This window comes from Pseudoalteromonas luteoviolacea (genome assembly GCF_021654285.1).
In the GTDB taxonomy this organism is placed as follows: domain Bacteria; phylum Pseudomonadota; class Gammaproteobacteria; order Enterobacterales; family Alteromonadaceae; genus Pseudoalteromonas; species Pseudoalteromonas luteoviolacea_J.
Map to the genome: position 1 here is coordinate 88,591 of NZ_JAKFZS010000006.1, position 20,919 is coordinate 109,509.

Genomic DNA, 20,919 nt, shown 5'->3' on the forward strand with positions numbered 1-20,919 from the left:
AATTTCGATGTCTAAATAAGATTTAATCAGCTTTTATCTTTGATTCCACCTTAGTAGATTTAACTTAACGGCGCAATCATTTATTTTACCAATATCGGTAATTAGCGCATATTTATGAGCGAGGTCAAAGATATGAAACTTAACTTAAGAATGACGGGTAAAGCGATAGGCAGTTCGGCGAAGGCGAAGGTATCCAAGATGGTCAGTGAGCAGCTAATTAAATACGTTACCAATATTCGTAAGGTTAAAGTTCATATCGATGATGTTCCCTCGAAATTACATGGCACGCTGACTCAGTGCAGTATTGAAGTACTTTTACCTGGTTTGCCTAGCATTCGCGTTAAAGCAAAGGGTAAAAGCTTAGCGCAGGCGATCAGCCGTGCAGTGAGCAATAGCGAAACGGTATTAACTCAGAAGCTTTGTTAACATTTAGAGTAAGGCTTCTTAGCTTTTAGTTGACCCCCTTGACTTTACTTGAATGGAATAGATTCCCAAGCACTTGCTGCGGCATGGAAGCTGCACATTTTCTTCCCATCTCCTCTTCATTGATTGTTAAAACAACCTGTAAAAAATTTAATGTTGATTAAACTATGTTTGTGTTCATGTTAATATTGAGCGGCCATAACGCCTTCAAAATTAACACTGTGAAATGACTGTGTATAAGGCGTAATCGTTTTTAGGACAGCCTCATATTATTATTACTTTAATAAAATGTTTATTTTAAGTGACATTGCGAGGTTGGTTGTGTATTTTAATCAATGATAAGCAGTTACATAATGCTCAAGGAAGTAACATGACATATATATCTGATACCAGTGCGCAAGACACGCAAATTGAAAAAAAAAGGAACTATAAACTCTACGTTGCAATCGTTGTTGGTATCGTTATTTTTCTGACTTTAATCGTTCCCCAGATATCTATTTGGCTCAGTGGTACAAGTGCTGTTCGGTTAGAAAAAATTCGCATTGCTGAAGTACAAAAAGGGCAATTCGTTCGTGATATTTCAGTTCAAGGTCGTGTGATAGCAGCGAAACGGCCTACGGTTTATAGCCCCGCACAAGGTACTGTGACATATTTGGTTACGCCTGGTGATACAGTTGCGTTAGGTGAAGCGCTTGCTGTTATAGATAGCCCGGAGCTAACCAGTTTGCTAGCACAAGAAAAGTCAGAATTGACAAGGTTAAAAACGCAATTAGAACGTGAAAAAATACAAGTTAAAAAACAGGATTTAGAACAAGAAAATTATATAGGTAAAGCGCAAGTCGCACTGAATGCTGCAAAACGTGAAATGCGTCGAAATGAAGAAGGTCAAAAGAATCAGGTTGTCAGTGACATTGATTTTCAAAAGGCTAAAGATGACCTGCAAAATGCTGAGCGAGAATATCGATTGGCAGTGAAAGAAGTGGCGTTATTAAAGGAAAGTCAAAAGTTTGAAATCAAAACCCGTGCGCTTGAGCTGGAAGCACAACAGGTAGTTGTTAATGAGCTACAAAGACAAGTTTCATCTCTTTCAATTGTTTCGCCTGTTGCAGGCATCGTTGGTAATTTAACGGTTGAACAAAAAAATACGGTTACCAAAAATCAGCCACTACTAAACGTTGTTGATTTGTCGCAGTATGAAGTCGAAGTAAAGATCCCAGAAAATTATGCGGATGATTTAGCGCTAGGTATGGGAGCAGACTTGATGCTTAATGGCAATAAATACCAAGGTGAACTGACTGCAATCTCACCTGAAATTGTCAGTGGTCAAGTTGAAGGAAAGATCCGCTTTAAAGACAAAGATATTAAAGGGTTAAGGCAAAATCAAAGGTTGACTAGCCGGGTTGTTTTAGAAGAAAAAAGTGATGTTTATTATCTACCGCGAGGACAGTTCACTGAGTCAGGTGGTGGGCGTTTTGTATACGTAGTAGAAGAAGGCACTGCCGTTAAAAAATCGATTAAATTAGGTTCAAAGAGTTTAGGGCAAGTGGAAGTTATTTCTGGCTTAGCGATGGGCGATAAAGTCGTAATTTCTGACTTGAGTATATTTAAAGATGCAGGAAGTGTAAGAATCGTACAATAGGGGGTAGTATGTTAAGGATGAATAAATTAGCGAAGACTTATCGCACAGATGAAGTGAAAACGAGCGCGCTTCGTCCATTCGATTTAGAAGTAAATCAAGGTGAGTTTGTAGCTGTTGTGGGGCCGTCAGGCTCTGGAAAAACAACTTTTCTTAACATTACAGGTTTACTTGAAACAGCCAGTGAAGGGCAGTATTGGCTTGATGGTATCGAGGTATCAACATTGGGGGATAAAGCCAAGTCTCGTCTTAGAAATGAAAAAATTGGTTTTGTATTTCAAAGTTTTAACCTGATCCCAGAATTAAATATTTACGACAATGTTGAAATGCCGCTGCGCTACAGAAAGTTATCTGCGTCACAGCGTAAAGAGCGGGTTGAAAAGGCGTTAGAGCAAGTAGGCCTTGCTAAACGTCAAACTCACTACCCTTCACAGCTTTCTGGTGGTCAACAACAGCGTGTTGCGATCGCCAGAGCGCTTGCAGGTTCCCCCTCATTTTTATTGGCAGATGAACCGACGGGAAATTTAGATTCTAAGATGGCCAGCGGTGTAATGTCCTTGCTACAAGAGATCAACCAAAAAGGGACTACCATTATTATGGTAACGCATGACCTGTCACAGGTTGCGTTTGCCAGCCGAGTCATAGAAGTAAAAGATGGTGTAATTAATGATGTAGAAAACTACGCTCAAGAAATAGCTTAAGGGGATATTTCATGGGGATTTATTACACCAAATTGGCGATGCTGAGCTTGTGGAAAACCCGTTATATGAGCTTGTTGGCAATCATCATTATAGCAGTGGGTATTGCGGCGACGATGACGACTTATACCATCAACTATATGATGACAAAAGACCCTATACCATCGAAGTCAGATTCCCTTTTTTTAGTGCGAATTAATAATTGGAGCCCAGACGTCATTTATGGCAACGAGGATGAAGAGCACGCGCCTATCTACATGGCTGTGCAAGATGCTGTCAATCTAATCCGCCACGAGAAAGCTCAAGCGCAAATTCCAATTGCTGGGTTTAAGGATATGCTTAAATTGCCCACGCAGGATGCTGTTGATGCAAAGATGACGTTTGTGCGCAGCTCCACTCGAGATTTTTTCTCTTCCTTTGATGTGCCTTTTTTATATGGGTCACCTTGGCCCCAAGGCAGTGATAAGAGTGGTGAACAAGTTGCGGTTATTTCAAAAAAACTTAATGATCAGCTGTTTGCTGGTAAAAACTCGGTTGGACAAGTAGTTGAACTTGGAGGGCACCAACTTACAGTGGTTGGAGTGCTTGACGACTGGTCTATTTTACCGCGCTTTTATGGTGAGTCCACGCGTGCATTTAAGGGCCCGCGAGATGTATTCGTGCCATTTCAAACCCAGTTGAATTTAGAGCTATGGTCGCCAAACGTGCAGGCTTTTGAGTGCTGGAAAGAGGCTGACAATGCATCAGTAGAAGCGTTTTGGGCATCAGAGTGTATTTGGGTCTACTTCTGGGTAGAGCTACATAATGAACTAGAAAAAGATGCTTATATGGACTTTTTAGAGTCTTATGTAGAGCAACAAAAAGCGTTGGGTCGTTTTCAACGTCCCATGTTAAATGAATTGCAATCACCTGCCGAGTATTTGAAAGAACGTGAAGCTTATTCATCAGACAGTGAGATAGCGGTTTGGCTTGCTATTTGTTTTTTTGCACTGTGCTTGTTAAATGCGATGAGCATCATAATGACCAAATTCCAAAGCAAAGCGGGTGAAGTAGCGCTTCGACGTGCAGTTGGTGCTAGTAGTGTTGATTTGATCCAACAGTATATGATTGAAACAGGCATTATCGGCTTATTTGGCGGCCTGTTCGGGTTGCTACTGAGCCAAGTTTGCTTGATGTTGTCGAGCCAACTTTATACGCATTTGAGTAAAGATATCATGGCAATGAGCGCACAGTTAATGGTGGTGACAGTCTTGTTGTCTATCGTTTCTAGTTTGATTTTTGGATTGTTCCCAATCGTGAAAGCAATTCGAGTTCAGCCTGCAACACAGCTGAAAAGCTTGTAATGGAGAAGGATGAATGAAGGATTTATTACCAATTATAAAGTCACTCAAAAGTAACTTGAGCGCGTCACTGCTGTTTATTTTACAGGTTGCGATCACCTTTACGATATTAGTTAATGCAATATTCCTTGCCATGGATAAACGGCAGTCGATAGGTCGTGCCTCAGGTCTCGATGAGCAAAATGTATTCTATATTGCGACTAACTTACCCGTTGAAGAGGATGAGCGAGCGAGCATGTTAGACCAAGACCTGGCCAACCTCAATGCGTTATCAGGCGTTGAGTACGCATCGGTTTCCTCCGGAGTACCGCTAAGTGGCTGGGGCCGATTTTTAGAAGTTGCAACTGAGCCCGACGCCAGATATGACACTTTTTCGGGTTACTACGGTGGCGACTTAAATCTATTTAATGCATTCGGCGTAAAACTTGTTGCAGGCAGTGAATTTAGCCCCAGCTCAGAACTGAGAGCCCGTACAGATGGCCACAAGGTTGCCATTGATATTATGATCACTAAGTCCCTCGCTGAATCATTGTACGCTGAGCAATGGGAGCAAGTTGTTGGGAAGACCATTTACATTGATAAAAAGCCACAGCGAGTTGTCGGTGTTATTGATAAATTACAAGCAGCATGGCCAACTTGGGTCGTTGTCGAACATGTCATCTTGGGGCCGGTCAAAGAGGCTGATGCCATGGTGTATTACATTGTTAGAACACAACTGGGGCAGCAGAGTGAAGTGATGGAGAGTGCCTTGGCGTATCTGATGTCCTTTCACGGTAGAAAGATAGACAAAATTGAGACGTTTGAGCAAGTAAAGGCTAATGCCTACAGTGCTGAAAACGCAGCAAGCAATACGTTATTTGGTGTGATTGGTGGCTTACTGGTGGTAACGGCATTGGGGATTTTTGGTCAATCTCGCTACAGTATTATCAAGCGCACTAAGTTGATTGGTATTCGGCGTGCTATGGGTGCAAGTAAAGGGCAAATAATTCGATATTTTGTGTTAGAAAACTTTGTACTTTGCAGTATAGGAATTGCCATTGGTATTGTGTCAGCGATAGTCCTGAGCAATGCTTTTAGCAATGCGTTTTCCTTAGGCACTGTCCCTGTACACTACATGTTTTACGGTACGTTGTGCACAATTTTGCTTGGCCAAATAGCTGTATTATATCCCGCTTTAAAAGCATCCCAACTGTCGCCTGCGATAGCGACGCGCACGGTGTAGCCTCTTTTAACTAGAGCGCGGCAAAGTACTAAGTTCTAGGTAGTGGTATTTAGAGCTTAGTACCTTAAAACATCCCCATTACTTGTCTTTTTGTTATAATGTGTATTGCAAACAACGATACGCTTACACGCTTATTTACGATGGTAAGACGTTTCATTCGGTTTACATGCGAGTATGTGAGTCAATACAAAAAGGCAATTTAGTTAGTATGTTACGTTTATCAAATAATGTAGAGCTGTCCGCTTGGGAAATAGAATTAACGGCAATTAGAGCACAAGGTGCCGGAGGCCAAAATGTCAATAAAGTATCGTCAGCTATTCACTTACGTTTTGATATAAAGCGCTCTACTTTACCTGCTTTTTACAAAGAACGCTTACTTGCACTTAAGGATAACCGGATCAGCAAAGAAGGCGTCCTCATTCTAAAAGCTCAGACGTATCGTACTCAAGAGCAGAATAAAGAAGATGCACTTAATAGGTTGAAGCAGCTGATCCTTGATGCAATCAAAGTTGAGAAAGCACGCAGGCAAACAAAACCGACGAGAAGTTCGCAAAAAAAGCGATTGGACACCAAAAACAAAAGAGCGCAGACGAAAGTGCTCAGGCGTTCCGTTAAGTTTTAGCGTTTAAATGAGCTGGCAATGAAACGTTGAAGGTCGCCCCTTGCATTTCAGACTCTGTTATCCAGCACTTACCATTGTGCCAACTGAGTATTTTGGCCACAATGGCAAGACCTAGGCCGAACCCACCTGTTTCTTTGCTGCGACTGCTATCAAGACGTATAAATGGGCTAAATACATTTTCACGTTTTTCTTCAGGTATGCCAGGACCATCATCAGATATGGATAAAATCGCGTGTTGCTCTTTGAACTTGAGTTCAATCTGAATTTTTTGAGCGCCATATTTTTCAGCGTTTTGCAGTAAATTTTGTATCACTCGCGCGAGATAATGGTCGTTTCCTTTAACATAAATGCCAGATGCAATCCGTTGTTCAATTTGCTTGTTAGATGACACTAAACACTTATCTATCTGAGCCTCAATCAAGTCACTTAAAAGAATCGTTGTTTTGCTCATCTCACGCTCTGAAAACTCTAAGCGGGCATAACTCAACATTTCGTCAATTAACAGCTCCATTTCTGTGACATCTTGATTCATAGCCTGAACTTGCCGTGGGTCTTTTGGTGCCAACATAGCAAGTGCGAACTTTAATCTGGCAAGTGGGGTTCTTAATTCATGTGAAACAGCGTTAACCAAGTGTTTTTGGTTTTGCATCAGGCTGGCAGTTTGCAAAGCGAGCTTTTGTATATGTTGAGTAAGCGTTGAAATGGCGGAAAATCTTGAGGGCTTTGCCACGATATCCAGCTGACCTGTCGCCAGTTGCTCTGTGATCCGTTTAAGTTGTTCTAAGTCTTGCCAAAGCGGGCGCAGCCACAGAATTAATAGCAAAGCTAAAATAGAGAATGAGATGAGTTTAAAACCATATTTAATCCAAATAGAGGGTCGCTTGGGCTCGAATGGTCCCAGTTTGACGATACTTACCTCATCAGCTAATCGCATGAAAAGTTGGTAGTTATCACTACTGTCAAATGAAATGACCACATCGCCTTTTTCTAAAGCAGTGCGCTGCTCTGGAAACCAAGCGACATCGTTAATATGAATAATATCTAGGCCATTCTTTTGGGGATAATTTTCAATGCTAACATTGTTTAAAACGTCTCTTAAGTTGTCCGCAACTTGTTTTGCATAGCCTAATTCACTGGGTGTTTGATTAGCCCAGTGTTTCCATATGTACTCACTACTTTGATTGATAGCGATAATACTAAAAAAAACAAAGAAATATAAACTCGCTAACAGTCGGAGCATGACGCATTAATCCCAAGCTGATTTAGAGCACAAGTAACCTTTGCCCCAAACAGTCACTAATCTAAATGGCTGATCAGGGTTATCACCTAGCTTCTTACGTAGGCGAGAAATACGTACATCTACACTGCGATCTAAACCATCATATTCACGCCCAACGACTTGATTATAAATATGTTCACGGCTTAAGGTTTGTCCTGCGTTATTAGCAAGCTCCCACAGTAAGTCGAATTCATAACTGGTTAGTTCGACTTCGTGACCTGATAGGTAGGCTTTGCGGGCAGCTTTGTCCACTTCTAATTGACCAAGCTTAATATTGTCGGTATTTTCTTCTGGCTGTTTTCCTCCGCGTCGTAGCAGTGCATTAACTCGAGCGAGCAAAACGTACGGTTCAACTGGTTTGATGACATAATCATCGGCGCCAATTTCCAAGCCTCTTACATGATCAAAATCACTGTCTTTGGCTGTTAAAAATAGCACAGGGCCTGAATAGGCTTGTCGTATTTCTCTACAAATAGAGAAGCCATCTAAATTGGGTAACATAATGTCCAAAATAACAACGTCAGGCTGTTGATCTATGATGGTATTTACCGCTTTAGCACCATCATTAACTATGGTGACAGCAAAGTTATTACTTTCAAGAAATTGTCCGGTTAGCGTTGCAAGTCTTTCATCGTCTTCAACAAGGATTACTTTAGCCATTAAAAAAAGCTCCAGTCAGATTTTAGTTTGCGCCTATACTTTCGGCTTACTGCTGCGTTTATCTTTACTTTTTGATTTGCTAATACATGCATTTTTTCGTTTTTAAGTGAAAAAGTCATGTCTTCAGAAATAGAGATACTAATATTGGTTTTTGCTTTTTGCGTGTTCTGCCAACATTGCAAAGAGGTATCGTTTTTAAATAAGCATACATTTTGCGGCACTTTGATAGACCAGTCGACCGAAATTGTCATCTCACAAATTTGGCCCATAGATTTAACCATGCAAACCATAGGTTTAATTTCAAGTTTTGCTTTTTTTGTTGGTGCTGCATTAGCTTGTGCGTTAACCATTTTTGATAAGAACAAACATAAAACAAGGATAGAGGACAGCTTAAAACTCATATAATCCCCCAATAAAAATATTGGACGAAGAGCTTTGATCTACAAGCGGACTATCTTTAATGCCTGCTCCGATCCAAGTGTGTCTTGCACTAAACTTGAATTGCCAGTTTGAACTTAATTTATAGTTAAAAGCCACGCCTATATAAGGGTTTACAGTGGCTTTACCTTGATATAAATGGTGTTGCGATTGTGAGTCTTTGAGGCTGATCCCATAATAATAATCAACTAAGTGCTTGTTTTTGTATTCTGCTCCAAGTTTGACTTTTAAACGGGATGGACTGTCTGTTTGTATTGGAATGACAAAACTGTAATCGAGGCTGCCGTGATACCCCTGATAAGTATTTGTAACATCATGCAGCCAAACCAAGGTTAACTTAGATGAATTTGCAAAATACCAATGTGCAAGTATGCCGCCATCTAGCGCCCAGTCTCGTTTAGAAATTGTATCCAGTGAAATGGATTCAGCTGGCTTGTTTGGTTCCGGCTCTTCTTTATCACTATTTGAATCATTATCACCATCAGAGTCCACGCCATCTGAGCCTGGCTGGCTTGTCGGCGGGTTCGATTCATCTGGTTCAGGCGTGATTACTGGACTACTGGATTCCCCTGTAAATGAATTTTTGACTAATATATTACTCGGGTGGAAGCGTTCAAAATATGCTTGCTCAGTGTTCAGTTGGGTAATGAAGCTGACATCGAACTTGTCTTGTTCTACAAAAGTGTAGCCAGCAGTTGTGTTGTCAAAGAAGAACTTATCGCCGTAATAACTAATGTAAGGCAATATTACTAAAGGCACGTTATCCCCGCCCCTGACAGGGTTGGTGGCAACACCTGCACCTACGGCAACAGAAAAATCCCACCTGCCTATTTCGGTGCATTGCTCATTGTTCTCACTACAGTTTGCAAAACTATCCTTCGCGAATAAGCTGCAGCACAGAGATAACAATATGAAAAACTGTTTCAATCAATTTACTCCTGTAAAACCTAGAGCTAAATTTACCAGTAATTTTCGTAATTACCAGAAGTGGTTACATTAAATAACAAATAGATCGAGCGAAATAACAGAACAATGTCGTGACTGTATTAAAGTAAAGTTACTTTCATTCAAGGAGCAAAACTATGTTTTATTCAAAAGTTACGCTTTCGTTAGTACGAGCTGGTATTGCATTGGCTGTACTACCTGCTTTGGTTGCATGCGGAGGTGGCAGTGATAATAATAGCAATAGTGATAATAACGGAGATCAAGGACAGTCGACATTACCAACCAGTGTACCTGAATTGAATTGGTTAGGTGAATCATCAGCTAAATTAAAAAAAGCATCGTCTAGCGAGTTTAGTGCACTACTAAAAAATGGTGCTTTTTTAAGTCGGGTACCAGTTAACGAAACTGATACTTCAGTGCCCGTTAATGCTTCACCCGTTTCAGATGGGGAGTCAAGCGCAGGATTTTCTTCTACTAATGTGGTTGAAGCGGGCGTTGATGAAGGTGATCGCATTGAATATGATGGGGACTATCTTTATATAGCCGCTCATTCTGAGCAAGAACTCTCGCAAAGTGCTGTATTTAGGCAGTATGTGCGTGTAATGAAGCGAACTGACCAAGGTGTCGCAGAAATTACACAAATAGAAGCCTCTGACTCGCTGTATAGTCATCAGGATTTATATTTACATGAAGGGCGCCTTGCATCGGTATTCAAATACCCAGTGCTCACTCTAGAAGGGCCTACTGATTCCAATGAGGCTGCCTCTACTTCTCCTTCAGTAAATACATTTTCAAACACGTTTGAATTGAGTTTTGCGGATGTTAGTTCCCCTGAGCAACCACAAGTTATCAATCAGTATCGCATTGAGGGAAATATCCTTGATAGCCGAGTGATAGGTAATGATCTGTATGTAGTCAGTGAATATCATGCTGCGTTTGATACCGATGAAACGGATGAACTGGCTATTTACCAGGCACTTTATCAAGCTAATGTGTCTGATCTAATTCCTAAAATTAAGGATTTAAACTCAGGAGAAGAGTCTCCATTGTTTGATGCGAGTGCTTGTTACATACCAGCAGATGTAACTGAATCAGACAGTGCAAATGCAATTACGACCATCACTAAAATCTCTATGCAGAACCCTACAAGTATAGAATCAACTTGTGTTAATGCGCCTTCTGACGGCGTTTATGCCTCTCAAGAAAGTATTTATCTGCATAAGCGTTTTTGGCCTAGCGATGAATCTAGTTTCGATGACTTATCGCAAACCGCTTTACATAAGTTTTCACTCAATGATGGGGTGGTTACCTATAGTGCATCTGGTGTGGTAGAAGGGTCGCTCGGTTTTGGCGGTAACCTGATAGGTATGATTGAACCTATTCTTGTGTCAAATGTTAGTAATGCGGCCTTCAGGTTGAGTGAATATAACAGCCAATTACGCGTTGTCACTACGCGTTTTAGCGAGTCAAAGGGCATGGTACATCAGTTATTTGTATTGCAGCAACAAGGGACTGATCTTGAAGAGATAGGACGTTTGCCAAATGAAGCCCATCCGACGCCGATAGGTAAGGTTGAGCCAAATGGTATGGTAGAGGAAAATATCTACGCGGTTCGCTTTATGGGCGAGCGAGCTTATGTGGTTACTTTTAGACAGATAGACCCGTTGTATGTATTGGATTTATCTAAGGCCGATGAACCTATTATGGCTGGTGCGCTCGAAATCCCGGGTTACTCTGCATACCTTCACCCCGTATCTGAAGATTTGCTGATTGGTGTCGGGCAAAATGTCGATGACTTTCCATTTAATACCGCAAATGACGCATCTACTGATATAGAGCCCAATTTTGGTGCCAAAGTGAGTTTATTTGATGTGAGTGATATAACATCACCCAGTTTAATTAAAGAACATGTTTTTGCAGGTGGATATACCCCCGTCGAGTTTGATCATCACGCTTTTAGCTATTTAAAAGTCAGCGAGCAAACGTTCCGTATGACATTACCTGTGGAGTCATGGGAGGTCACAATTCAAGATGACAATACCAGTAATTGGGGTAACAAAAATGAGTTGGCAGCTTTTGAGGTTAGCACCGCAGATTCAGGATCTTTAACTTACATCGGTAGTAGTGTTGCAACCTATGATGAGCCCCCGCAAAGCGTTCCTTATGTGCGCGCAGCAGATGATAGAGGCGTCATTCATGGAGATACGATCTTTTATGTCCATGGAAATTTCGTCTGGTCTAGTTTATGGCAGTCGCCTGATGTAAACGCTGGCCCTTTCTAAATCGCGCACATTGATGTTCCAAGCGAAATCTTGGACAGACCAAGCGCCACCTAATTTACGCAGGGTGGCGCTTTTATGTATTATCGATGTGGGTTGTGCAACGTAAGTTGGAGATCATCAAATATCTGTCCACCTATTTGATAATTTTGTTTAATGACCTGAAAAACAGTAAACCCGAGTTTGTTAAGTAACTGCTCAGATGCATTATTTCCAACCGTGACAGTAGCCAATAATGTGTCATAACCTTGATGAAGAAATGCATAGTCAATAACGGCTTTGGATGCTTCAAACGCAAAGCCATAGCCTTGTTGAGTAGGGCATAGCATGAACCCCAGCTCTGCGATATTTGGCTTGTCAGAGAAGCTTTTAAACCCATGTAAGCCGATACACTCTTCTGTATCAACTCGCTCTATGACTAGCGTGAGCCACGCATCAGTTTGTTTTTGCCAACGAGTACAGCGTTCATCAAAAAGTGATTTCAAAGCTTGCTGTACTTGTATTTCTGCGACGTAAGCCATGACATCTGGATTTTGATTTAATCTCTTAAATAGTTGCCAGTCATTTTTAGTCAGCGGCCTAAGTCTTAATCGCGGTGTGATCAGCTCCATGGTTATCCCTACTTAAAATGCAAACAGTTACTGTGGAGCGTTGAGCATCGTTCTTATTTTCTCTATTTGTTTTATGGCGTGAAGGTTATCGCCGTGCACGCACAGAGTGTCTGCTGCCAGCACGAGTTTGTGCCCGCTTGCGGTTATCACGGATTGACTGCCTGCGAGCAGCTTTACTTGCTCAAATAATTTCTCTTCACTATGCACTGCGTGAGGCTCAGAGCGAGGTGTGAGCATCCCTTCATCGGTATATAATCTATCGGCAAATGCTTCCAAGAGTAAAGTCACCTTGTATTGCTGGGCAAGGGCGCGGTGCTGCTCTGCTCGTGATGTGGCTAAAATCATTAACTTCAGATCACTTGGGTATTGATGGAGCGCTTCCATGAGCGTTTTTAAAATGGACTCATCACGCATCATGTCGTTGTATAGCGCGCCATGTGGCTTAACATAACTGAGCGTCATTCCAGCAACTTTTGCCATCCCTTCAAGCGCTGCTATTTGATAGTGGATGCAGTTGATGAGCTCTTGTTTAGCCATAGTGAGCGAGCGGCGGCCAAAACCTTGCAGATCAGGGTAACTAGGGTGGGCGCCAAGTAGTACATTATGTTGCTTAGCAAGTGCTATCGTTTTCTGCATAACACTTGGATCACCTGCGTGAAACCCACATGCAACGTTTGCCATGTCTATGAATGGCATGGCCTCTTTATCAAGCCCCATTTCCCAAGCACCAAAGCTTTCGCCCAAATCACAATTTAACTGCATGCCAACCTACTTTTTAATTATTGTATTAACAGATCCATATCTGGCCTATCTGTGACCAACATATGTTGAGGACTGTTTATAATACACAATTCTGGTGCTGCACGGGTAATTGCAAGGTGAGCGGTGAGGCTGGTTGTCCAAAATACAGGTTGCTTGTCGTCTGGAATGAAAATCGGGTCGCCAAAGTTGGGCTTTTGCAAATTATTAATCCCAATATCAGCTGGGTTGCCAAAATGAACAGGAATACCATGTGGCACGCGACTGATGCTACCGGCTTGTATGGCACGAATAATTTCTTGCGTATCCATTGGCCTTAAACAGACCACTTTATTCCCTTTAAACGGCCCTACCGATTCGCTAGGTATGTTACTGATATACATGGGTAGGGTATGTGCAGGGCTGGACGTGGTGTTATCAAAGCCAAAAGTGTGTAATACATAATCAAAGGCGACATAGCTGGCAAGGGCAAAAGTGACGAAGTCATCGCGCCAGAGCTTTTCAATGTCAGTGACTTCATCTACCAGTTGCCCATCGCGCAGCACTCGATATTTAGGCACATCTCTACGTATGTCGATATTAGTTCCCAGGGCACTAAGGTGGTATTCGCCGTCGTTTACACTGGTTGCTAGTAAGGGACAACAATCATGGTTATTTTGGCAATACTTTTGAAAGTCAAAAGCATAAGCCTTAGGCAAAATCACAATGTTACATTGCGTGAAGCCGGGCACAAATCCATTGGTTGGACCTGAATAATCCCCAGCTCTGATCATTTCTCGAATCGCGTTAGGTGCCGTTAAGGACGCCTTTGGATCCATATTACCCCCACAAAAATAGACGTGATTTTATCAATGCGAGGCAGCTGTTAGGTGACGTATTACTAGTTTGGGTCACTTATTATCTATGCTGACTGGCAATGTCCCATGGGCTTTTGCGTTACCAGTTATCACCTTTGCCAATGCTGTATATGCAGGCCCGCGCACATCATTTTCAATAACTACATCCACATTATAGGCATAGCTTGCTAAAACCGCTTGATTGTACGGTGCATATTTTGCAATTTCGTATGGTGCACGCAAGCTGATAAATAAACTTTCTTTTTTATGTGTGTGTGCAAACTGCATTAGCTGAAATAATGCTTTGGGCTGTTGCTGCTTTGATACTTCATAAGACGCCAGTTCTGCCAAGTCATCCATCCCGCCAATTTCTGCCGCGCTTTGCTGAGGCGATGCATAGGCACTTATCACCCAATCAGCTTTTAATATTCCCTGTTTTGCTCGCTCTGGTTTAAAAGCTTGTAGGCTAGTAACTGAGATCGTAATATCTTTATTTATCTCAGTAAGCAAAGCTAGCTTTAAAGCCGCCGCTTTTTGTCTATCAGGCATAATTAAATGAATATGGGCACCTTCTTCAGCTTTGATTGGCAGCAAATTTTGATTTTTCACTTCGGTTATCGCCGCAAGCGCTAATTCAGCTTCAATTTCTCTATGCTGCGGGTTGCCAAGCATACTTTTTGCGATAGCAAGACTGGGTGTTTCATTTTTGCTGAGCATGCGAGATTTGAGTTTGGCAATTCGTTGATTTGACTTGATCAGGTCATGTTGATTTAGTTTACCCGTTTCAACTGCGTTTACGAGTGCATCAAAAAACGTGATAAATTCTGCCAAATCTTTTGGATTTCTCACCTGTATTGGCATTAGCGCAATATCCACCCCTGCATTAAAGGTTTCAATGACCGCGTCAACAGGTGTAAAGAAGTCACTGACACCAGCCATATCAAGCGCGTCAGTGATAGTTACACCTTGGTAATTCATTTTACTTCTGAGCAAGTCATGCATAATGGCGCGCGACATCGTGGCAGGGCGAATCATTTTTTCGCCTTGTTTATTCGTCACTGTACTGCTGTCTAATTCTGGGTATTGAATATGTGCAGTCATGATCATACCCGGTTGTTGTTGCTTGATAATCTGTGCAAAAGGGTAAAGGTCTTGGCGCTCAATTTGTGCCAATGTATGGTCAACCCTTGGCAGTCCAGTATGGCTGTCTACATGGGTATCTCCGTGACCTGGAAAATGCTTGAGTGCAGAAATAACCCCGTGATGCTCAAATGCTTTCACTTGTGCTGCGCCTAAAAGTGCAACTCGATTTGGGTCTTCGCCAAAAGAGCGGACATTAATAACTGGGTTTAGTGGGTTGGCATTTACATCAACAGTAGGCGCAAAGTTCACGTTGATCCCAAGGCTGCTCAGTTCCTTGGCGATCACTGTTGCAACGCTTGTAGCATACTTATCACCGTGTTTTTCATAGGTTGCACCTATGCTCATATTGCCAGTGAACGAGGTTGCTTCTGCACGGTTGATCCGCGCTACGCGTCCGCCTTCTTGGTCAATAGAAATAAATAGTGGCGTCTCGCTGGCCTGTTGTAAGTCGGTTGTGAGTTTAATGATTTGTGCCGTTTGCTGCACATTTTCAGCAAATAAAATCACGCCACCAATATGATATTGTTTGATGAGCGAAGCCAACTCAGGGGGCAAGGACGTCATGGGCTGACGGCATTGGGCGTCGTTTTGGCAAAAGTAGCGAAAGTCCAGCATGAGCTTTTGTCCAAGCAGCTGGCGAATATCGGTTTGGGCGCTGTTGGCGCAGGCTAGTGTACTCATTGTCATAATGCTCAATAAACCTACAATTTTGAGAGAATTAAAAATACGCACGGCATCAAGTAGTTAATTTTTTGCTTACTGTATCATGTGAATGGCTGAGTTTAGAGGCTTAAAACTGAATTTAATGAAGTTTTTAAACGACCTAGTTGGTACTTGTTCAAGGTCTATTTATTTTAAATGGTCTATAACTAACAATAGGAATTTGTGGGCGCGAGAGCCGCATGAATAAGCAATGTTGCATATGTCTATTTTTTTGCCTTTTTAAAAGTGTCGCAAGTGATGCCCAGTGCACGTTAGTGCGTTTGTCTGGTAGTCCAGATATGCCGCCTATTAGTTATGCCATCAATGATGAAAAACAGGTAGGAATCGGCTTTGAGTTTGTGCGTACCATTATACCCAAAGAAATCACGGTTGAGGTAACAAGACCTGCGCCAATGCAGCGCGTGATGCAGTGGGCACGTGATGGTCATATTGATATGTTTGTTGGCTTACAAAGCGATAATTACCCCAAAGATTGGTTTACTGTGTTACATCCTGCCATTACGGATTCTGCTTATGCGGTATTCTATCGTCGTGGCAAGCGCGTTATGAACATGAATAAGTTATATGGTTTGAGAGGTGCAATTTTGCGCGATATGTCGCTTAACCCAGAACCTTCGCTTAATCTTGAGATAGATAATTTACAATTACTTCGTACCGACAGTATCGCTAAAGCCATTCAATTAATTAAATTAAAAAGGATCGACTATTTTATCGCACCTCAGTGGCAAACAATTAATACGTGGTTTGAATCTGGCAAAACAGTGCCTTTGGCGATGTTACCTGAGCCTATTCAAATTAATCATGTTTATCTGGCTTTGTCTAATTTCAGCCCCTGTTTAGATCATAAAGCCTCGATTGAACAGGAAATTGTAAAAGCAAAGCGCAGTGGTGTGATGGAAGCTCTACTAGAGCAGAGCTTCTTATATACTAAAGCAATTGATCAGTTTTATAACTTGATTGAGTCACCTTAGAAGGACATGAGCACTTTAACATTGCCGTCGGCACTGCCACTGGTGACATATCCAATTACATTCGGGTTATCAGCAACTAACTTCATAACTTCCTGATCATTCGCCATGCTTTTCGGCGGTTGACCTTTTCCTGTAAATAAGAGTTTGGACCAATAGGCTTTCAGTTGGCTAGCACTGCGACCAACGACCTTGGTATTGAACTCTTCCGTTACTGGATTGCTGTCAACTTGGCTAATGGGAATAACCTTGGCTGAACCATCAAAAGTTTTTAATTTACCCAAAAAGATTTGCTCAATTTTGCCTTTATCTAGCGCAGCGTTATTAGAAGGGTGGACAACCACATCAACGGCGAGAGCTGAGGTGGATAACATAAGTACAGTAGTAAGTAGTATAGCTTTCATGTTGTCACCCCATTAAAAAACGATGTCTACGCCAGCGCTCAAGACAGTAAAATCTTGGACGTTGGGGCGCGTGTCTTCACCAGATAAATACTGGAATTTGAACGCGGCATTAGAGTGAAAATCATAGCGAACTGACACACCAATCGCATCAAACTCTCTGAGCGACAGTGTATTTCTCAATGCTTTTGCAGTAGCAAATAAGGTTGGGTGAGAGATGCCTTTGAGGAACTCTAAATCCCCTTCATCTTGAATCGATTTCTCGTGATGGACGGTAACAATTGTTTTATCCATCAAGCGATAGCCAAACGCGGTATACCAAGCTCGGTTGAAGCCATCTGATGAGTCTTCAACGCCATAGTTAGCGAATTCGAAATCAACAATAAATTTCTCATAGTCGATATGAAAGCCTGAATAACCGTATAAGCCGTCCTTACCACCCCAAATGACAGCGTTTTCGTATTCTGTAACCTGTTGCGCGGTCGCGCCCTGGCTAACGGCTAGCTCGACTGCACTTTTAGTGGCACCTAAAATGGCATTGCTGTCGACACTACCCCCTTCAATTTCCACCATGAAGAAGCCTGCAAATACGGTCCACCAGTCTTTGCTCAACTCGACTCTGACAGATATTTCGTCTTTAAAGCCAAATGTTTCGTCATTTTGTGTTGCAGCAAGGAAGGTGGTGCCATCCCAATTACCATAAAGTACCTTAGTAACAAGTGAGTAATCACCAAAAGTGAAGTTACTGTCTAAGGCTATCCCTTCAATGGTTGAAAAATCAAAACCTGCATAGACAGCTCGAGGAAGGCGACCAAAATTATTGGTAAAGCCCACGTTTTGATATTCAGATTGGTAAAAGCTTGGGTTTGCAAAGCGGCCCATGCTGATGGTGTGCTGAGGCGATAGCTCATAACTGATGTATGCCCAACGAGCCTCAGCGTCAAAATCCTCAGTGCCTTCAGCCATAATCTGAATGGTTGCACTGAGCCCTTCGCCAAGGTCGGTTCTCGCTTGAAGTGCAAAAAGAGATTCATCTGAGAATGAGATGTCCCCATCAGCTTTGTGTGTGGGAAATGCAGATGTTCCGCCGTCACTATCCGCTGAGGTTGCGCGCAGTGATGCGAAGCCATTAAATACCACGTCTGCGTAACTGCAGAAGCTGCATGATGCAAGTGCTCCCCCAATTAACAACTTTACAGCATTATTAGATTTCATAGTTTCACCCTGTCCTGTGGTTGTATTAGGTGCAACCGACTACATGCACCACTCTAACCGTAGAACAAGATTACTTATTTACTAGTTTGTAAAAAAAATTTCCTATTACGAAGACGAAATAACTAGATTTATCGAAAATTGTCGAATAATTGGCAATTTACGTAATTTTGTCCAAGATTATATTTACAAATGTACCAAATGAAGCTGTGTGGGTTATCCCTACTGCTTTTCTAATGACGCTCATGCAGGATACTGAACATGTTGTGGTTCAAAAACCTTCCGCTATTTTATAAAGTTTGTCTGATCGTGGCTCTGTCCATTTCTGTCTTTATTATCAACTTAATCATAAACTTTGCCGCTTTTAAAAGTACGCAACAAGAGCTGTTATTGTTGGAGCAAAAAATATATAAAACGGTTCAATTATCGACGATTAATAGCGTGCTTATCAAAAGAGCAGATGAGTTATTCAGTCAATCAGTGTCTTTTGCTGACAAAGATGTACTTGCTCAAGCGTCGCAGACAGTAGCAGAATTGACCGACAATATTGCCCAACTGGCTGATTTAGATGATAACAATCGGGCCATGCTTAACGAGCAACTCGTGGTGATCGACCAGTATCGCACATTATCTGAAAAGCTGGCTGATGGGATGATCACAAACACCATTGATTTTAGTCAGTTACCTACGCTTGCAAAGCAAAAAGCCGATTTATTTGAGCAAACAGATGCTGACTTAACAAACTACAGGGAAGTGGTCGGACAGTATTTTAAGGAAACCATTGAAAAAGCAAATCAAAGTGGTAACGATGGGCTTTGGATGTCGGTGCAAGCAGGTCTTGTGTTGAGCATTCTGTTATTGGTCGTGGCACTGTCTGTGGCGAAAAATATCAGTAGCACTGCGAATGCGCTGCGTTTATCTTTAAGGGAACTTGCTGATGGGAAAGGGAATTTAAATCAACGTCTAACCGTGATTGGCAAAGATGAGTTGGGGCGCACGGCATTTAACTTTAATAAGTTTATGGATACCTTAACAGAGTCCATTAAAGGCGTGATGGCAGTTTCTCAGCCTTTGCTGGATACGTCAAAAAAGCTAGTACACAGCACGGAAAATGTGCGTAACCTCACTGATGAGCAAGCGTCACAAGCTTCTCAAACTCAGCAATCTATTAATGAACTCATTCAGTCAATAACGAGCATTAGTGAAGCAGCCTCTGCGGCTAACACTGCGGCGCAAGAAACGGAAATTGAAGCGCAGAATGGCCTTAGGGCGGTATCTGATAATATTGCAAATTCTAAAGATTTAAATTTACAAATTGGAGAGGCCGCAGATGCGGTCAATGATCTGGCTAAAGGCACAGATAGCGTTTCGTCGATTTTAGATGTAATAAGCTCAATTGCAGAACAAACAAATTTGTTAGCGCTAAACGCGGCGATTGAAGCGGCTAGAGCGGGTGAGCAAGGACGTGGTTTTGCTGTTGTGGCCGATGAAGTAAGAACGCTTGCATCAAGAACCGGTGATGCAACAACAGAAATACGCACTTTGCTGGACTCTCTACAAAATGCGGCTGATCGCAGTGTGAAGATGATGACGCAAGCCAATGATCAAGCCAGTAGTAATGAAACGCGTTCGCTTAACGCGGGGCAGGCGCTTGAGGAGATCCAAAGCAAGATAGCTAATATTACCATGATGAATAATCAAATTGCGTCTGCGGCGGAGCAGCAGAGCTCTGTTGCTAACATCGTTGCTGAGACGATTGAAAGAATGAATATTTCCCAGCAGCAAGTACATGCCTCGTTTTCTGATTTAGATGAGGTATCACATCAGCTACATGATGCTTCGGATCATTTAATGGAAGCAACAGGTAAGTTCAAGATGTGATCTTTTTTAGATTGAAACTCATCTTTGAATTTATTTAAAAAGTTTGGACGATTAATATCCGTTACCCGTCATACTTGCAATGAGTGTAATTGTGAGGTGTTAAAGTTGGGTTTAGCCATTTACGGTTATGACCGCTTAGTTATTGTTATGGCGAAAATTTTATTGTTTGAACGAAATGAAGCATTTGCAGATAAATTAGCTTTATATATCAATGGCGAAGGACATCAGTGCTATCAGCTGAGAAATGAAAATCATATTGTAGATTGGATTTTATTGAACCACCCTGATCTTGTTATTCTCGACCAAGCTTCCTTTGTAGGTAATGCTATAAGGCTGTGCTCTGAAATATACTATTCATCTAGCACATTATTGATCATGACAAGCTGTAGTACACAAGGGGTAGATCAATTAATAGCGCTGGGTTCTGGCGCAGATGATTTTATTTTTAAACCTTATTGCCCTGAAGAAATGTTGGCACGGGTCAACGCCATGTTACGCCGGTTACAAAAACTAGCTGCAATGCGCCATCGTGTTCAATTACTTGAGCACCACTTTAGGGTCAAATATGCGGATAAAGAAGTGCAGCTCACAGAGGTTGAATATAGTTTATTTCGCTTACTGCATAGCCATCCTCATACCGTCTTTAACAGAGAGGATATTCGCAAACATATTTATAAAGATCATCGAGTTGTATCTGAAAATACAGTGAATAGCCACATTCGTAACCTACGTCGGAAGTTAAAGGTTATTTCCCCTCAACATATGTTGATTACTAGCGTTTATTCAGCGGGCTACAAATATCAACCATGCTTAGATCAGAAATGAGCGTAATTTGGGCACTCA

The 20,919-nt window shown here is 41.9% G+C and carries 20 protein-coding genes; 10 read left to right on the plus strand and 10 right to left on the minus strand.

Annotation, left to right across the window (positions count from 1 at the left end; translation table 11 throughout):
* The first annotated feature begins 132 nt into the window (after positions 1-132).
* The 6 genes from L1077_RS06950 to arfB all read left to right on the plus strand — a co-directional run bounded on the left by L1077_RS06950 (position 133) and on the right by arfB (position 5,941).
* Positions 133-426: a hypothetical protein gene (locus L1077_RS06950; RefSeq protein WP_237136168.1), complete on the plus strand. Its 294-nt coding sequence runs from the start codon at positions 133-135 to the stop codon at positions 424-426.
* A 367-nt stretch (positions 427-793) separates the two neighbouring features.
* Positions 794-2,062, plus strand: a complete 1,269-nt coding sequence (locus L1077_RS06955) for an efflux RND transporter periplasmic adaptor subunit (protein WP_237136169.1) — start codon at positions 794-796, stop codon at positions 2,060-2,062.
* Between the two features lie 8 nt (positions 2,063-2,070).
* Complete coding sequence (locus L1077_RS06960) at positions 2,071-2,760, plus strand: ABC transporter ATP-binding protein (RefSeq protein ID WP_237136170.1); 690 nt, start codon at positions 2,071-2,073, stop codon at positions 2,758-2,760.
* An 11-nt stretch (positions 2,761-2,771) separates the two neighbouring features.
* Complete coding sequence (locus L1077_RS06965; protein ID WP_237136171.1) at positions 2,772-4,100, plus strand: ABC transporter permease; 1,329 nt, start codon at positions 2,772-2,774, stop codon at positions 4,098-4,100.
* 13 nt (positions 4,101-4,113) lie between these two features.
* Positions 4,114-5,319, plus strand: a complete 1,206-nt coding sequence (locus tag L1077_RS06970) for an ABC transporter permease (protein ID WP_237136172.1) — start codon at positions 4,114-4,116, stop codon at positions 5,317-5,319.
* A gap of 208 nt (positions 5,320-5,527) precedes the next feature.
* Complete coding sequence (arfB, locus tag L1077_RS06975; RefSeq protein ID WP_237136173.1) at positions 5,528-5,941, plus strand: alternative ribosome rescue aminoacyl-tRNA hydrolase ArfB; 414 nt, start codon at positions 5,528-5,530, stop codon at positions 5,939-5,941.
* Here arfB and L1077_RS06980 read toward each other — a convergent pair.
* Genes L1077_RS06980 through L1077_RS06995 form a run of 4 tightly spaced genes read right to left on the minus strand, consistent with a single transcriptional unit; the run spans position 5,931 to position 9,245 of the window.
* A complete protein-coding gene (locus L1077_RS06980) occupies positions 5,931-7,181 on the minus strand; it encodes an ATP-binding protein (protein WP_237136174.1) in 1,251 nt (416 codons plus the stop codon). The two genes, arfB and L1077_RS06980, sit on opposite strands and share 11 nt — an antisense overlap.
* Positions 7,182-7,187: 6 nt before the next feature.
* Positions 7,188-7,880 (minus strand): response regulator, encoded by a 693-nt coding sequence (locus L1077_RS06985; protein WP_237136175.1) that lies wholly within the window; start codon positions 7,878-7,880, stop codon positions 7,188-7,190.
* Positions 7,880-8,281 (minus strand): DUF3019 domain-containing protein, encoded by a 402-nt coding sequence (locus tag L1077_RS06990; RefSeq protein ID WP_237136176.1) that lies wholly within the window; start codon positions 8,279-8,281, stop codon positions 7,880-7,882. The genes L1077_RS06985 and L1077_RS06990 overlap by 1 nt, the downstream gene beginning before the upstream one ends.
* Positions 8,271-9,245, minus strand: coding sequence for a MipA/OmpV family protein (locus L1077_RS06995; protein WP_237136177.1), 975 nt, complete (start codon positions 9,243-9,245; stop codon positions 8,271-8,273). Before L1077_RS06995 ends, L1077_RS06990 begins: the two co-directional genes overlap by 11 nt.
* A gap of 155 nt (positions 9,246-9,400) precedes the next feature.
* Here L1077_RS06995 and L1077_RS07000 point away from each other — a divergent pair, with 155 nt between their 5' ends.
* Positions 9,401-11,545, plus strand: coding sequence for a beta-propeller domain-containing protein (locus L1077_RS07000; RefSeq protein ID WP_237136178.1), 2,145 nt, complete (start codon positions 9,401-9,403; stop codon positions 11,543-11,545).
* Between the two features lie 80 nt (positions 11,546-11,625).
* On the opposite strand, the gene L1077_RS07005 is transcribed toward L1077_RS07000, so the two are convergent.
* The 4 genes from L1077_RS07005 to L1077_RS07020 all read right to left on the minus strand — a co-directional run bounded on the left by L1077_RS07005 (position 11,626) and on the right by L1077_RS07020 (position 15,578).
* Positions 11,626-12,153 carry a GNAT family N-acetyltransferase gene (locus L1077_RS07005; protein ID WP_237136179.1) on the minus strand — a complete coding sequence of 176 codons (528 nt, stop codon included), beginning with the start codon at positions 12,151-12,153 and terminating at the stop codon, positions 11,626-11,628.
* A 27-nt stretch (positions 12,154-12,180) separates the two neighbouring features.
* Complete coding sequence (locus L1077_RS07010) at positions 12,181-12,915, minus strand: 5-oxoprolinase subunit PxpA (RefSeq protein WP_237136180.1); 735 nt, start codon at positions 12,913-12,915, stop codon at positions 12,181-12,183.
* A 17-nt stretch (positions 12,916-12,932) separates the two neighbouring features.
* Complete coding sequence (locus tag L1077_RS07015; RefSeq protein ID WP_237136181.1) at positions 12,933-13,730, minus strand: D-glutamate cyclase family protein; 798 nt, start codon at positions 13,728-13,730, stop codon at positions 12,933-12,935.
* A 72-nt stretch (positions 13,731-13,802) separates the two neighbouring features.
* A complete protein-coding gene (locus L1077_RS07020; RefSeq protein WP_237136182.1) occupies positions 13,803-15,578 on the minus strand; it encodes a glycoside hydrolase family 3 protein in 1,776 nt (591 codons plus the stop codon).
* A 215-nt stretch (positions 15,579-15,793) separates the two neighbouring features.
* On the opposite strand from L1077_RS07020, the gene L1077_RS07025 reads away from it, so the two are divergent.
* Positions 15,794-16,585 carry a substrate-binding periplasmic protein gene (locus tag L1077_RS07025; protein WP_063364303.1) on the plus strand — a complete coding sequence of 264 codons (792 nt, stop codon included), beginning with the start codon at positions 15,794-15,796 and terminating at the stop codon, positions 16,583-16,585.
* On the opposite strand, the gene L1077_RS07030 is transcribed toward L1077_RS07025, so the two are convergent.
* Positions 16,582-16,986 carry a phosphate ABC transporter substrate-binding protein gene (locus L1077_RS07030; RefSeq protein ID WP_237136183.1) on the minus strand — a complete coding sequence of 135 codons (405 nt, stop codon included), beginning with the start codon at positions 16,984-16,986 and terminating at the stop codon, positions 16,582-16,584. The genes L1077_RS07025 and L1077_RS07030 overlap by 4 nt on opposite strands.
* Before the next feature lie 12 nt (positions 16,987-16,998).
* Entirely contained in the window at positions 16,999-18,198 is a 1,200-nt protein-coding gene (locus tag L1077_RS07035; protein WP_237136184.1) for a hypothetical protein, read from the minus strand.
* A 258-nt stretch (positions 18,199-18,456) separates the two neighbouring features.
* Here L1077_RS07035 and L1077_RS07040 point away from each other — a divergent pair, with 258 nt between their 5' ends.
* On the plus strand, positions 18,457-20,076 hold the full coding sequence (locus tag L1077_RS07040) for a methyl-accepting chemotaxis protein (protein ID WP_237136185.1): 1,620 nt from the start codon (positions 18,457-18,459) through the stop codon (positions 20,074-20,076).
* 105 nt (positions 20,077-20,181) lie between these two features.
* Positions 20,182-20,901 carry a winged helix-turn-helix domain-containing protein gene (locus L1077_RS07045; RefSeq protein WP_237136186.1) on the plus strand — a complete coding sequence of 240 codons (720 nt, stop codon included), beginning with the start codon at positions 20,182-20,184 and terminating at the stop codon, positions 20,899-20,901.
* The last annotated feature ends 18 nt before the right edge of the window (positions 20,902-20,919 follow it).

Bases quoted from the DNA above. Each gene is read 5' to 3' on its own strand.
- L1077_RS06960 (WP_237136170.1), top strand. From the start codon at position 2,071: ATGTTAAGGATGAATAAATTAGCGAAGACTTATCGCACAGATGAAGTG.
- L1077_RS07010 (WP_237136180.1), bottom strand. From the start codon at position 12,915: ATGCAGTTAAATTGTGATTTGGGCGAAAGCTTTGGTGCTTGGGAAATG.
- L1077_RS07020 (WP_237136182.1), bottom strand. From the start codon at position 15,578: ATGACAATGAGTACACTAGCCTGCGCCAACAGCGCCCAAACCGATATT.
- L1077_RS07015 (WP_237136181.1), bottom strand. From the start codon at position 13,730: ATGGATCCAAAGGCGTCCTTAACGGCACCTAACGCGATTCGAGAAATG.
- L1077_RS06990 (WP_237136176.1), bottom strand. From the start codon at position 8,281: ATGAGTTTTAAGCTGTCCTCTATCCTTGTTTTATGTTTGTTCTTATCA.
- L1077_RS07035 (WP_237136184.1), bottom strand. From the start codon at position 18,198: ATGAAATCTAATAATGCTGTAAAGTTGTTAATTGGGGGAGCACTTGCA.
- L1077_RS07025 (WP_063364303.1), top strand. From the start codon at position 15,794: ATGAATAAGCAATGTTGCATATGTCTATTTTTTTGCCTTTTTAAAAGT.
- arfB (WP_237136173.1), top strand. From the start codon at position 5,528: ATGTTACGTTTATCAAATAATGTAGAGCTGTCCGCTTGGGAAATAGAA.
- L1077_RS07005 (WP_237136179.1), bottom strand. From the start codon at position 12,153: ATGGAGCTGATCACACCGCGATTAAGACTTAGGCCGCTGACTAAAAAT.
- L1077_RS06985 (WP_237136175.1), bottom strand. From the start codon at position 7,880: ATGGCTAAAGTAATCCTTGTTGAAGACGATGAAAGACTTGCAACGCTA.
- L1077_RS07000 (WP_237136178.1), top strand. From the start codon at position 9,401: ATGTTTTATTCAAAAGTTACGCTTTCGTTAGTACGAGCTGGTATTGCA.
- L1077_RS07030 (WP_237136183.1), bottom strand. From the start codon at position 16,986: ATGAAAGCTATACTACTTACTACTGTACTTATGTTATCCACCTCAGCT.
- L1077_RS06950 (WP_237136168.1), top strand. From the start codon at position 133: ATGAAACTTAACTTAAGAATGACGGGTAAAGCGATAGGCAGTTCGGCG.
- L1077_RS06955 (WP_237136169.1), top strand. From the start codon at position 794: ATGACATATATATCTGATACCAGTGCGCAAGACACGCAAATTGAAAAA.
- L1077_RS06970 (WP_237136172.1), top strand. From the start codon at position 4,114: ATGAAGGATTTATTACCAATTATAAAGTCACTCAAAAGTAACTTGAGC.
- L1077_RS06965 (WP_237136171.1), top strand. From the start codon at position 2,772: ATGGGGATTTATTACACCAAATTGGCGATGCTGAGCTTGTGGAAAACC.
- L1077_RS07040 (WP_237136185.1), top strand. From the start codon at position 18,457: ATGTTGTGGTTCAAAAACCTTCCGCTATTTTATAAAGTTTGTCTGATC.
- L1077_RS06980 (WP_237136174.1), bottom strand. From the start codon at position 7,181: ATGCTCCGACTGTTAGCGAGTTTATATTTCTTTGTTTTTTTTAGTATT.